This is a genomic window from Streptomyces sp. NPDC029674, from assembly GCF_044903205.1.
GTDB lineage: Bacteria > Actinomycetota > Actinomycetes > Streptomycetales > Streptomycetaceae > Streptomyces.
Genome location: NZ_JBJDPY010000007.1, coordinates 128740 through 140980 on the forward strand (window position 1 = coordinate 128740; position 12241 = coordinate 140980).

11 protein-coding genes are annotated in these 12241 nt (G+C 74.1%); 7 read left to right on the forward strand and 4 right to left on the reverse strand.

Annotated features, from left to right (window positions below):
• Positions 1-20: 20 nt before the first annotated feature.
• On the reverse strand, positions 21-1076 hold the full coding sequence (locus tag ACI2L3_RS18600) for a phosphatidylinositol-specific phospholipase C domain-containing protein (protein WP_404753686.1): 1056 nt from the start codon (positions 1074-1076) through the stop codon (positions 21-23).
• A gap of 172 nt (positions 1077-1248) precedes the next feature.
• On the opposite strand from ACI2L3_RS18600, the gene ACI2L3_RS18605 reads away from it, so the two are divergent.
• From ACI2L3_RS18605 to ACI2L3_RS18615, 3 genes are all read left to right on the forward strand, one after another.
• Positions 1249-1794 carry an FABP family protein gene (locus tag ACI2L3_RS18605; RefSeq protein ID WP_404753426.1) on the forward strand — a complete coding sequence of 182 codons (546 nt, stop codon included), beginning with the start codon at positions 1249-1251 and terminating at the stop codon, positions 1792-1794.
• Positions 1791-2384: a 2'-5' RNA ligase family protein gene (locus tag ACI2L3_RS18610; protein WP_404753427.1), complete on the forward strand. Its 594-nt coding sequence runs from the start codon at positions 1791-1793 to the stop codon at positions 2382-2384. Before ACI2L3_RS18605 ends, ACI2L3_RS18610 begins: the two co-directional genes overlap by 4 nt.
• A gap of 137 nt (positions 2385-2521) precedes the next feature.
• Positions 2522-3013 (forward strand): DUF3574 domain-containing protein, encoded by a 492-nt coding sequence (locus tag ACI2L3_RS18615; protein ID WP_404753428.1) that lies wholly within the window; start codon positions 2522-2524, stop codon positions 3011-3013.
• A 43-nt stretch (positions 3014-3056) separates the two neighbouring features.
• On the opposite strand, the gene ACI2L3_RS18620 is transcribed toward ACI2L3_RS18615, so the two are convergent.
• The gene (locus tag ACI2L3_RS18620; RefSeq protein ID WP_404753429.1) at positions 3057-3494 is read right to left on the reverse strand and encodes a hypothetical protein; all 438 of its coding nucleotides are present in this window, start codon (positions 3492-3494) and stop codon (positions 3057-3059) included.
• Positions 3495-3589: 95 nt separating this feature from the next.
• Between ACI2L3_RS18620 and ACI2L3_RS18625 the strand changes: the two genes are divergently transcribed.
• Positions 3590-4177 (forward strand): DUF4291 domain-containing protein, encoded by a 588-nt coding sequence (locus ACI2L3_RS18625; protein ID WP_404753430.1) that lies wholly within the window; start codon positions 3590-3592, stop codon positions 4175-4177.
• 16 nt (positions 4178-4193) lie between these two features.
• On the opposite strand, the gene ACI2L3_RS18630 is transcribed toward ACI2L3_RS18625, so the two are convergent.
• On the reverse strand, positions 4194-5585 hold the full coding sequence (locus tag ACI2L3_RS18630; RefSeq protein WP_404753431.1) for an SWIM zinc finger family protein: 1392 nt from the start codon (positions 5583-5585) through the stop codon (positions 4194-4196).
• On the reverse strand, positions 5582-8605 hold the full coding sequence (locus tag ACI2L3_RS18635) for a DEAD/DEAH box helicase (RefSeq protein WP_404753687.1): 3024 nt from the start codon (positions 8603-8605) through the stop codon (positions 5582-5584). The genes ACI2L3_RS18630 and ACI2L3_RS18635 overlap by 4 nt, the downstream gene beginning before the upstream one ends.
• A 293-nt stretch (positions 8606-8898) precedes the next feature.
• Here ACI2L3_RS18635 and ACI2L3_RS18640 point away from each other — a divergent pair, with 293 nt between their 5' ends.
• Genes ACI2L3_RS18640 through ACI2L3_RS18650 form a run of 3 tightly spaced genes read left to right on the forward strand, consistent with a single transcriptional unit; the run spans position 8899 to position 12236 of the window.
• Complete coding sequence (locus ACI2L3_RS18640; RefSeq protein ID WP_404753432.1) at positions 8899-9876, forward strand: metallophosphoesterase family protein; 978 nt, start codon at positions 8899-8901, stop codon at positions 9874-9876.
• Positions 9877-9891: 15 nt separating this feature from the next.
• Positions 9892-11175, forward strand: a complete 1284-nt coding sequence (locus ACI2L3_RS18645; protein ID WP_404753433.1) for an MFS transporter — start codon at positions 9892-9894, stop codon at positions 11173-11175.
• A complete protein-coding gene (locus tag ACI2L3_RS18650) occupies positions 11172-12236 on the forward strand; it encodes a hypothetical protein (protein ID WP_404753434.1) in 1065 nt (354 codons plus the stop codon). Before ACI2L3_RS18645 ends, ACI2L3_RS18650 begins: the two co-directional genes overlap by 4 nt.
• Positions 12237-12241: the final 5 nt, after the last annotated feature.

Sequence of the window (12241 nt, forward strand, 5' to 3'; positions counted from 1 at the left end):
TCGGCCCGGGCCCGGGCGGGTCAGCCGCGCGGGAGCACGGCCGAGAGGACGCCGGGCAGCGGGTACCAGTCGGCGGACACGACGCTGGCGTGCTTCCCCGCGAGCAGCGCGACCCGCTCCCTGGCCTGGGCCTCGGTCGGCCGCGTCCCGTCGATGGCGGGAGCGACGTTGTGGGCGTCGGTCATGACGACGAGGTAGCGCCGGTCGGCGTACCAGCGGGTGTCGATGGCGCCGCCCGCGTACGCGGCGGCGTCCCCGTCGAACAGCACGAACCACGGCCTGATCGACGCGTCCTGGTACCGCCCGCGCGGATCGCCCGCTTCCGCGCCGAGCACGGCGGGGAAGGCGGCGGCGTCCCCGAGGCGGCCCGCGGCGGCGAGGTCGCGCAGGTGGGTGGCGTACTCGCGGTCGGTCCAGAGGGTGTCGGCGGGGTTGCCCCGCTCGACGGTGCCGGGGATCAGTTCGACCACGAACTTCCCCGCGAGCTCGGCGCGTCCGGGCCAGCCCCTGTCCCGTACGGCGTCGTCGAGGGTGGCGTGCCCGGCGGCGAGCTGCCCCGGGCGGTACACGGCGTCGCCGAGCACGGAGGTGAGCAGCGCGTCGAGGTCGGCGGGCCCGCGCCCCCGCCTGCCCTGGAACCCGTCCTTCAGCTCGACCTTCACGAGGACCGGGCGGTGGCCGGGGTGCGCGTCGTGCCAGCTGCGCATGTCCCTCAGGCATCCCGCGAGGCTCTGGTTGCGTGCCTTGGTGCGCAGCTCGGCGGGGCTCTGCGCGTTCTCGCAGTTGTTGTCGTTCCCGACGGGGTTGTTGTGCGACACCCGCCATCCGCTGCCGAACGCGTTGGTCCACACGTCGAGTTCGAGCATCGCGGCACCGGAGTCGAGGGCGTCGGCGAAGTACGGGTACTTGGCCTTTTCGTAGGCGTTGTGGACGCCGACGCCGGTGGTGGCGGAGTAGGAGGGGTCGGCGGCGGTTTCCGTCCCGGCTGCGGCTCCGGCCCCGGTCGCGGCTCCGCCGAGGACGCCCCAGCACACCAGAGCCCCCACCAGCAGCCCGCCCACACCCTTGCGCACCATCACGCCCACCACCCTCTCCAGCCGCACGTCGGCAAGTCCGGGGCAACGTACGGGAATTGGGTGACGCAGGGGAAGACGGCACGTTACGGCGGCGGAGCACGCACCGCCCTCCGAAGGGCGCGCCCCCTAAGCTTCCCCAGGCACCCGCCCCACCACCCCCAGGAGCCCCACCGTGTTCGACCCCGCACCGGAGCACCCGTACCCCGACAGCCTCGACCCTGCCGAGGCGCACGCGCTGCTCGGGCCCGTGCTCGGCCTCCTCGGCACGTGGCGCGGCCGCGGGCACGGCGAGTACCCGACGCTCCCCGCGGACTTCACGTACGCGCAGGAAGTGACCTTCAGCCACGACGGCCGGCCCTTCCTCCGTTACGAGGCACGGGCCTGGCTGCTCGACACCGACGCCGACGCCGACGCCGTGCCGCTGCGCCCCGCGGCCCGCGAGAGCGGCTGGTGGCGGCTGCAGCCCGACGGCCGGGTGGAGGCGCTGGTCACCCAGCCCACCGGCATCGCGGAGATCGCGGTCGGCCACGCGGCCGACGGCACGATCGACCTCTCCACCCACGACGTGGCGCTCACGCCCACCGCCAAGGAGGTCACCGCCACCCGCCGCCGCTACGCCCTGACCGACGACGGCACCCTCACCTTCACCCACGACCTCGCGGCGGTCGGCCAGCCCCTGCAGCACCACCTCTCGGCACGCCTGCGCCGCGCGCGGTGAGCACGGAAGCACGGGAACGGGCCAGGTCGACGAGGACAGCGGAGCGGGACGGCTGGCCCGACCTCCCCGGCGACACGGCCCTGACCATCCGCGTTCCCGAGGCGAACCCGCTGGTACGGGCGGGCTTCCCGGCCCACGTGACGGTGCTCTACCCGTTCCTCAACGAGTCCCGCTTCACCGCGACCACCCGCGCGGACCTGGCGGACGTCTTCGCCGCCCACGCCCCCTTCACGCTCACGTTCGGGGAGTTCCGCCGCTACCCCGGCGTCCTCTACCTCCCGCCGGCCCCCGACACCCCCGTACGCGCCCTCACCCGCGCCCTCACGACCCGCTGGCCCGAGGCCGTCCCCTACCGCGGCATCTTCACCCCACCCCTCGACCCCCACCTCACCGTCGCGAACCACGAGGGCCCGGCCACCTACGAAGCGGCCTACGACGCCCTGGAGACGACGCTCGCTCCCGCACTGCCGGTCGTCAGCCACGTGGACACCGTCCATCTGATCGTGACGGACGGTCCGGGCGAGGGCTGGCGGGATCTCACGACGTACCGGCTGGGGACGGGCGGACCGGGAGCTACGGGAGCTCTGTGACGGGCGTGCCACGCGAGCGTGAAACCGGTGGGAGCCAATCAGGCCATACCGCCGGATGAAGGGCACCGGACGGGCGGGGTCCGCTACGGTGTGCCGCCGTTATGGACGATCGCCCCTCCCCGGAAAGGGAACGCCCCGTGGCCCTCACCTTCCCCCGCGTCTCCGGCACCCGGCTCGCCGTGGCCGCCGTCGCCACCACCGTGCTGGCCGTCGGCGCGCCCGCCGCGTACGCCTCGCTGGACGACGACGGTCCGACGCGCAGCGCCGGTTCGGCCGCCGCGTCGACCGTCGCCCGCGGCAAGCCCTACACCGAGACGCGGCTCTTCTTCGGCACGGAACGGCCCGACGGCGGGCCCGCGGTGACCGACAAGCAGTTCATGGCCTTCATCGACAAGGAGGTCACGCCGGGCTTCCCGGACGGGCTGACGATCCAGGACGGGCGCGGGCAGTGGCGCGACTCCAACGGCAGGATCGAGCGGGAGCGTTCGTACGAACTGATCCTGCTCTATCCGACGACCGAGGCGCGCAGGCGGGACACGCAGATCGAGGAGATCCGCAGCGACTACGAGAAGGCGTTCGCGCAGGACTCGGTGGCGCGGCTGGACGAGCGCACGCGGGTCGACTTCTGACGGACGCGTGCGGCGGTGGGCCGACGGGGCCGCCGGTGCCGTTTCAGCGGTTGTCGCTGCCGTGGATGTGCTGGGTGCCGATGGATCCCGACTGGATCGTCGTGCCGTAGTGCACGCCGCCGTGGACGGTGTTGTACGTGACGCTGCCCCGCCCCGCCGACGGATCGGGATCCGGGGCCAACTCGTCGAGCAGCGCGCGCAGTTCGGCGGCCGCCTCGGGATCCGCCGCGAGTCTGCGGCGGAGCCGGGAACGCCACTCCGCCTGCACGTCGGCCGCGGTCGCCTCGTCCTCGGCGCCCCGCGCGGCGACGACTTCGATCCGCGCCTCTTCCAGCTCGCCCGCGAGGGCGTCCTCCTCGCCGCTGCCCCGCGCGAAGAACCGGGCGACCCGGTCCCGCGCCTGGGCCCAGCTCTCGGTGACCATCTGCTGCACGAGCGCCGTCGCGCCCGCCGCCGCCAGCGCCGTCAACTCAGCGTCCACCAGGCCTCCTTGTCCGAACGAGAGGCCCTCACCGTAGCGCCCCGCACCGACAATTCGCTGGCGCTCCGCCGCCGCCGACTGCACGCTGGTCCATCATGAACCGCCAGATCCGCGCCCTGCACACCGAATCCACCATCACCGTCTACCAGGCGTACTCCCCGCAGCTCGGTGTCCCCGCCGCCCGCACCGGACGCTTTCCCGCCGCCTGGAAGCGGGACCGCATGACGTGGATCAAACCGTCCTTCCTGTGGATGATGTACCGCTGCGGCTGGGCCACGAAGGAGGGCCAGGAGACCGTCCTGGCGGTCGAGATCACCCGCGAGGGCTTCGACTGGGCACTGCGCAACGCGTGCCTCTCCCACTACGTCCGCGGCCTCCACCCCGACCGGGCCACCTGGAAACGCGCCCTGCGCCGGACCCCCGCCCGCGTCCAGTGGGACCCCGAACGCGACCTCCACCTCAACCCGCTCCCCCACCGCTCCCTCCAACTCGGCCTGTCCGGCGAGGCGTCCCGCCGGTACGCGGACGAGTGGACGGTCTCGATCACGGACGTCACCGACCGCGTACGGGAGATCCACGCCCTCGTACGGGACGGGAACGATCTGGCGGCGGCTTCCCGGCTGCTGCCTGCGGAGCGCCCGTACCCGGTGGACGACGACCTTCTGGCGCATCTGCGTCCGTGACGGGCCCCGGCCTGCCCTACGTCTCCGTCACCGCCGCCAGCGCCCCCACCGGATCCACGTCCGCCTCCCCCTCCGGCCACCAGTCGTCCGCGCCCGGCTCGCTGCGGTACGGGTACCAGCGGCCGTCCCGGCCGAAGCGGAGCTGGAGGGTGCCGGCCGCGTCCGTGAGGTGGTTGCGGTGGATCGTCATGCGGGGGAGGTCCGCCGCGGCGAGGGCGCCGCGGGCTCGGTCGAAGGGGCCCGCCGGGGGGTCCCAGGGGGTTTCCAGGACCGTCAGGCCCTCCTCGCCGCCCTGGCGCCAGGCCGCCGCCGCCCGCGTGAGGTCCGCGGGGGTGCTCCCCACGGACCTGGCCAGTGCGGCGAACTGGCGGCTGAAGGTGCGGCGGCCGGTGAGGCCGGGGTGCGAGGCCGCGAGGCGGACCGCGTCGTGCCAGGGGGACGCGGCCGTGAAGGGGTCCGCGCCCGTCGTGAGGAACGCGTGGGCGCGGGCCGCCGCGTCCGTCACCAGGAACTCCAGCGCCGTCGGGTCCGGCGCGCCGGGGAGGGAAGGGAGGACCGGGGGCTCGCCCGGGTGCGGCGGTGGGGCGAGGGGGGCGGGGAGCGGGGAGCGGTACTCCGTGGCCAGGGCCTCCCGGGCCGGGACGCCGGGCAGGACGGGGCCGCCCGGTGGCCGTGGTGCCGGGTCGTCGGCGTGCCGCTCCCACTGCCCCTGCTGGTCCGCCGGGAGGTCGTCCGCCGCTCGGGCCGCCTCGGCCGCACCCCTGCGGGCGTTCCTGCGCGACAGTTCGTCCAGGAGGTCCTGTTCCTCGCCGCCGCGCAGCAGCAGGAGGACGAAGGGGTCCGCGTCCAGGAGGCGGGCCGTCTGGTAGGCGAGGGCGGCCGCGTGCTTGCAGGGGTGGCCCCGGTCGGGGCAGGTGCAGGACGGGGCCAGTTCGCGTGCGCCGGGGAGCAGGGGGACGTCCGCCCGGACCGCCGCGTCGGCCAGGGCGTGCGGCATCTCCTTGTCGAGCAGCGCCGCGATGCGCGCGGGGTCGGTGGCGACGGCGTCGAGGAAGCGGTCCCAGTGCTCGGGAAGCATGGTCCGCAGGCGGATCTCCGCGCGGTAGGGGCGGGGGCGGCTGCCGTGGACGTACGCGACGATGCGGCCCGGCGCGACGGTGATGGTGTCGACGGCGCCCTCGCGCGCGTACGCACGGCCGCGGGCCAGGCGGGCCTGGTCCAGCGCGCTGCCCTCCAGCGCTTCGAGCCACGCGTTGCCCCACCACGAGGTGGCGAAGGGGGCGGCGGGGTCGGGGTGGGCGGGCAGGGCGGGGAAGACGCGGCCGCTGCCCATGCGGCTCGTCTCGCTCATTCCGCTGGCCCGGCCCAGGCCGCCGCCGTGTCCGGGCGGTCCGCCGCGCGGTCTCATGCCGTCCTCCTCAGCGCCACGAGGTCCGCGAGCTCCGCGTCGGACAGTTCCGTGAGCGCGACCTCGCCGCCGTCGCCGAGCACCGCGTCCGCCAACGCCTGCTTCGCCGCGAGGAGTTCGGCGATGCGGTCCTCGACGGTGCCCTCGGTGACCAGGCGGTGGACCTGGACGGGCTGGGTCTGGCCGATGCGGTACGCGCGGTCGGTGGCCTGCTCCTCCACCGCCGGGTTCCACCAGCGGTCGTAGTGGATCACGTGGCCCGCCCGGGTCAGGTTGAGGCCGGTGCCCGCCGCCTTCAGGGAGAGCAGGAAGACCGGGACCTCGCCCGACTGGAAGCGGTCCACCATCTCCTCGCGGCGCGCGACCGGGGTGCCGCCGTGCAGCAGCTGGCTGGGGATGCCGCGGGCGGCCAGATGCGCTTCGAGGAGGCGGGCCATCTGCACGTACTGCGTGAAGATCAGGACCGCGCCGGCGCTCTCCGACTCGGCGAGGATCGTGTCGAGCAGTTCGTCGAGCAGCTCCAGCTTGCCCGAGCGCGGGCGGCCCGCGCGTGTCGTGAGGGTGCCGTCCTTCAGGTACTGCGCCGGGTGGTTGCAGATCTGCTTGAGCGCCATCAGCAGCTTCATGACCAGGCCGCGGCGCGCCATGCCGTCCGAGGCCTCGATGCGGGCCATCGTCTCGCGCACCACCGCCTCGTAGAGGGAGGTCTGTTCGCGGGTGAGGGTGACCGGGTGGTCGGTCTCCGTCTTCGGCGGCAGCTCCGGGGCGATGCCCGGATCCGACTTCTTGCGGCGCAGGAGGAAGGGGCGGACAAGGCGGGCCAGGCGCTCCAGCGCCTCGTCGTTCTCGGCCGTCTCGCCGCCCTCCACGAGGCGCGCGTGGCGGGCGCGGAACGCCTTCAGGGGGCCGAGCAGCCCCGGCGTCGTCCAGTCGAGCAGGGCCCAGAGCTCGGAGAGGTTGTTCTCGACGGGGGTGCCGGTGAGCGCGACCCTGGCCTGTGCGGGGATCGTGCGCAGCGCCTTCGCGGTCGCCGCGTGCGGGTTCTTGACGTGCTGCGCCTCGTCCGCGACGACCAGGCCCCAGGCCTGCTCGGCCAGTTCGGGCGCGCTGGTGCGCATCGTGCCGTACGTGGTGAGGACGAAGCCGCCGTCGGCGTCCAGGCCGTCGAGGGTGCGGCCCGCTCCGTGGAAGCGGCGCACCGGCACGCCGGGCGCGAACCGCTCGATCTCCCGCTGCCAGTTGCCGAGCAGCGACGCGGGGCAGACGACGAGTGTCGGCGCGGGGTGCCGGCGGTGGAGGTGGAGGGCGATCAGCGTGATCGTCTTGCCGAGTCCCATGTCGTCGGCGAGGCAGCCGCCGAGGCCCAGCGACGTCATGCGGTCGAGCCAAGCGAGGCCGCGCAGTTGGTAGTCCCGCAGGGTCGCGTGCAGGCCCGGGGGCTGGGCGATGGCGTCGAGGTCGTCCGTCACGCGCTCGCGCAGCCTCGCCAGCGCGCCGACGGGGACGGCGGGCACCTGCTCGCCGTCCACCTCGGCCGTGCCGGTGAGGGCGACGGACAGGGCGTCGACCGGGTCGAGCAGGCCGAGGTCCCGCTTGCGCGCCTTGCGGACCATGTCGGGATCGACGACGACCCACTGGTCGCGGAGGCGGACGACCGGGCGGTGCGCCTCCGCCAGCACGTCGAGCTCCGCGTCGGTCAGCGGCTCCTCCTGGTCACCGAACGCCACCTGCCAGCGGAATTCGAGGAGTTTCTCGGTCTTGAAGAAGTCGAAGTTGTCGGCGGCGGTGCCGGGGGCCGGGCGGACGACAGCGGTGGCGGTGAGGCCGCGGGTGAGCTCCCTGGGCCAGTGGACGGCGACTCCGGCCGCGGCGAGCCGTCCTGCCGCCGCGCCCAGGAGGTCGTACAACTCCTCCTCGCTCAGCGGCAGCACGTCGGGGCGCGGCCGCTCCAGGAGCCTGCCGAGCGGCGGCCACACGCGGGCGGCGCGGCGCAGCGCGAGCAGCGTGTCCACGCGGGCGCGCGGCCCGAAGTGGTCGGTCCCCGCCCAGAGGCCGGGCACGTCCGTCACGAGCGCCGGGTCGGCGAGGCTGTGCACCTGGACGATGGCGGCGGCCGGGCTGGCGACGTCGGCCCGGGGGACCGCCGCGCCGGAGCCGTCCCTGGCGGCGGGCGCGGAGCGCTGCCCGCCGACGGTGGATCCGTCCGCCGCGCCTCGGGAGTCGCCGGCCCCGTCACCGGAATCGTCCGCTCCGCCTCCGGTGCCATCCGTGCCGTCCGTGCCGCCCGTGGAGTACTCGCCCCCGTCGAACACCTCATGGGCCCGCAGGTCGAGGCGGAGCGACACCCGGACCCCGGCGTCCATCCCCGCCGCGACCTCGGCGGCCCACTCGCGGGCACCCGGCAAGTGCTGCGGCTCGTGCGCGGCGAAGGGGGCGCCGACCGCGTGCGCGGCCGCGGGGGTGCGCGGCAGGACGTCGATCACCGCGTCGACGAAGGCTCTGAGCAGGGCGAACGGCTGCGGCAGGTGCAGCGGGCCCGTGCCCGGACCGGTCTCCGCCGACGGCACCGCGTGCGCCTCGGCGGGCAGCGCCGCGGCGATGGCCCGCAGGTGGGCGACGTCCCCCTCGTCCAGCGGCCCCGCCCGCCACGCGTCCATGTCCCCCGGCGTCAGGCCGGGCAGCAGCCTGCCCCGCGCCGCCAGGTGCAGCGCGTGCCGGGCGGCCGCGGCCCAGCACGCCGCGGCGGGATGCGGGCGCGCGGCGCGGAGCAGCAGCGGCACGGCGTCGCGGACCGGCAGGAACAGGGCGGGAACGGTGCGGGTGCGGGCACCCTTGCCGTGCTTGCGGGCGACGACCAGGTCCCCACGCGTGCCGGGGCCGCCACGCGTACCGAGGCCCTCCCCCGGAAGCTCGCCGCCGTCCGGCCGCCAGAAGGCGATCCGGCCCTCCCGGGGCACCTCCGCCGGCAGGAAGACGGCGGCACAGGACCGTACGAGGAGAGCGTGACCGTGCGCCGACACGTCCGCATCCGCCGCCGACCCGCCCGCATCCGCCCCCGTCGTCGTCACCACCGCCACCGCCACCTCCCTCCGCAGCCCCTGCTCACGCCACCTGTCACCGTGCTCGCCACCCTAGGCGAGACCACTGACAACGCCGGAGCACCCGCCTCCCGGGGACCCGGACCACACCGCCCAGCAACACTGGAAGGAAACTTTCCTAACAATTATCGCCCCGAGTCATTGACGCGCACATGCCGCATCGCCAGGATTCCCCGAGACGGCCCGGCACCCCCACGCCAACCGAGGAGACGGACATGCCGCCCACCCCCCGCGCCATGAACTCCCGCACGAGCGAGACGCGCAACTCCCGTACAGGCAAAGCCCGTTGGGGCATCCCCATCGCCACCGGCGCCTCGCTCGCCCTCGTCGGCGGCGTGCTGCTGTGGTCGCCCGCCGAAGAGGCCGACGCCTCCCCCGCAGCGGCGCCGAGGGCGGGAGCCTTCACGGCGGTCGCCGCGGGTGACATCGCCGAGCAGTGCACCGCGAGCAGCGGCAGCTGCAAGCACCCCAAGACCGCGGCCCTGGTCAAGCAGATCAATCCGTCCTTCGTCATGACCATGGGCGACAACCAGTACGACGACGCGCGCCTGAAGGACTTCAAGAACTACTACGACAAATCCTGGGGCGCCTTCAAGAGCAAGACCCGCCCCGTCCCCGGCAACCACGAGACCTACGACCCGGCGGGCGCGCTCGCGGGCTACAAGTCCTACTTCGGTTCCGTCGCCTACCCCGACGGCAAGAGCTACTACAGCTTCGACCAGGGCAACTGGCATTTCATCGCGCTCGACTCCAACAGCTTCGACGACGAGCAGATCGACTGGCTCAAGGACGACCTCGCCGCCAACTCCAAGAAGTGCGTGGCCGCGTACTGGCACCACCCCCTCTTCTCCTCCGGAGGGCATGGCAACGACCCGGTGAGCCGCCCGGTCTGGAAGCTGCTTCAGAAGAACAAGGCCGAGCTGGTCATGAACGGCCACGACCACCACTACGAGCGGTTCGCCCCGCAGAACGCCGACGGCAAGGCGGATCCCGACGGCATCGTCGAACTGCTCGGCGGCATGGGCGGCGCCAACCCGTACGACATCGAGGAGGTCCAGCCCAACAGCCAGAAGCGGATCACCAAGGCCTTCGGCGTCGTCAAGCTGAACTTCACCGACAGCGGGTTCTCCTGGAACCTCGTCGCCACGGACGGCTCGACGAAGGACACCAGCCCGTCCTACAGCTGCCGCTGAGACGAGCGAGCCCCCATGTACCTCGCCTCCACCGACGCGGTCGCCAAGGCCTCGGAGAAGTCCGGGGCCCGGCGCGGCCGCGTCGCCGGGCCCGTCCTCGCACTCGGCGCGGTCAGCCTGGTCACGGACATCTCCTCGGAGATGGTCACCGCCGTCCTTCCGCTCTACTTCGTCCTCCAGCTCGGCCTCTCGCCGCTCCAGTTCGGCTTCCTCGACGGCCTCTACAACGGGGTGACCGCGCTGGTGCGGCTGGCCGGCGGGTACGCCGCCGACCGCGGCGGGCGGCACAAGCTGGTCGCGGGCAGCGGCTACGCGCTCTCCGCCCTCTCCCGGCTCGGGCTGCTGCTCGCGGGCGGCGCCACCGCCGGGATCGGCGCGGCGCTCGCCGCCGACCGCGTCGGCAAGGGCGTGCGCACCGCGCCGCGCGACGCGCTCATCTCGCTGAGCAGCCCGCCCGACGCGCTGGGCCGCGCCTTCGGTGTGCACCGGGCGATGGACACGACGGGCGCGCTGCTCGGGCCGCTCGCCGCGTTCGCGCTGCTGTGGGCGACCGCCGACGCGTACGACGCCGTGTTCGTGGTCAGCTTCTGCTTCGGGCTGCTCGGGGTGCTGATGCTGGTCGCGTTCGTGCCCGGCCGGGCACAACCCGTCGGGATGGCGGCCCCGAAGACCGCCCGCGGGGGCAGGGCGCTGGACCTGCTGCGCGTCCCCGCCTTCCGCCGCGTCCTCGGCGCCGCCGCGCTGCTCGGCGCGGCCACCATCGGCGACGCGTTCCTGTACCTCCTCCTCCAGCGGCGGCTCGACTTCGCGGTCTCGTGGTTCCCGCTGCTGCCGCTGGGTTCCGCCGCCGTCTACCTGCTGCTCGCCGTCCCCGCCGGGCGGCTCGCCGACCGCACCGGGCGCCGCGCGCCGTTCCTCGCGGGGCACGTGGCGCTGCTCGGCGGTTACGTCCTCCTGCTCGCGCCCACCGACGGCTGGCCCCTCCTCATCGGCGTACTGCTGCTGCTCGGCGTCTTCTACGCGGCCACCGACGGCGTACTGATGGCCCTCGCCACGCCCGTGGTGCCACCGGAACGCAGGGCCGGCGGCATGGCCGTGCTCCAGACCGGCCAGGCGCTCGCCCGGCTCGTCGCCGCCGTCGGCTTCGGCGCCGCCTGGACGCTGTGGGGCGTCAGCACGGCGCTGACCTGCGCGGTCGTCGCACTGACCGTGGCCGTGGCGGGGGCGGCGGCGCTGCTCATCCGCACCGAACCGACGTCCCCCACCGAGCCGAAGTCCTCTACCGAGAGGTCCCCATGACCGCGCCCGCCGTCCCCCCGGGCTCCCCCAGCTCCCCGCCGTCCCTGCGCTCCCGTATCGTCGCGGTCGCCCTCGCCGCCGCAGTCCTCGCGGGCGTCGCCGTCGCCTACACCCTGCACGCGGCGCAGGACGCCCAATCGGCCGACGCAGCCTCGGAGTTCGGCCTCGACCGGGGGAACCTCTACTTCCGCAGTACGGAGGGGGAGGCGGGCGCGGGCCGGGTCGCCCGCGTCCCCTCTCCAGGCCGCATCTCCTCGCCCGGCCGCACCCTCACGCCCGGCAAGGCCGCCCGCACCACCGGCGGCCCCTCCTGCGAGCGCTTCTACGCCGCCGCCGGCACCGGCCTGTGTCTCCAGCGTCGGTCCGGCATCCCACCCAAGTCGTACGCCGTCGTACTCGACGGCCGGCTCCGCGAGAAGCGACGTATCGCACTCACCGGGATCCCCAACCGCGCCCGCGTCTCCGCGTCGGGCCGGATGCTGTCCTGGACGATGTTCGCCACCGGCGACTCCTACGCGGGCTCGTCCTTCTCCACCCGCACCTCCATCCTGGACACCCGCACCGGCTACCTGATCAAGAACATGGAGGAGATCCCCCTCATCCTCGACGGCCGCCGCTACCACTCCCCCGACGTCAACTACTGGGGCGTCACCTTCACCAAGGACGACAACGTCTTCTACGCGACCGTCTCGACGAAGGGCAGGACGTACCTCGTGCGCGGCGACATGAAGAAGTGGGCGGCGACCGCCCTGCGTTCGAACGTCGAGTGCCCCTCGCTCTCCCCCGACGACACCCGCATCGCCTTCAAGAAGCGGGTGCGGAAGGGGACCAAGGACCCGTGGCGCCTGTACGTCCTCGACCTGCGGACGATGCGCGAGCGCCCCCTCGCCGAGCGGCGCAACGTCGACGACCAGGCCGCCTGGCTGGACGACGACACCCTCGCATACGCCCTGCCGGGCGAGGACGGCCGCAGACAGGACATCTGGTCCACCCCGGCGAACGGCTCGGGCAAGCCCGTGTTGCGCGTACGGGGCGGAAGTTCACCGGCGGCGGTGCGCTGAGGGAA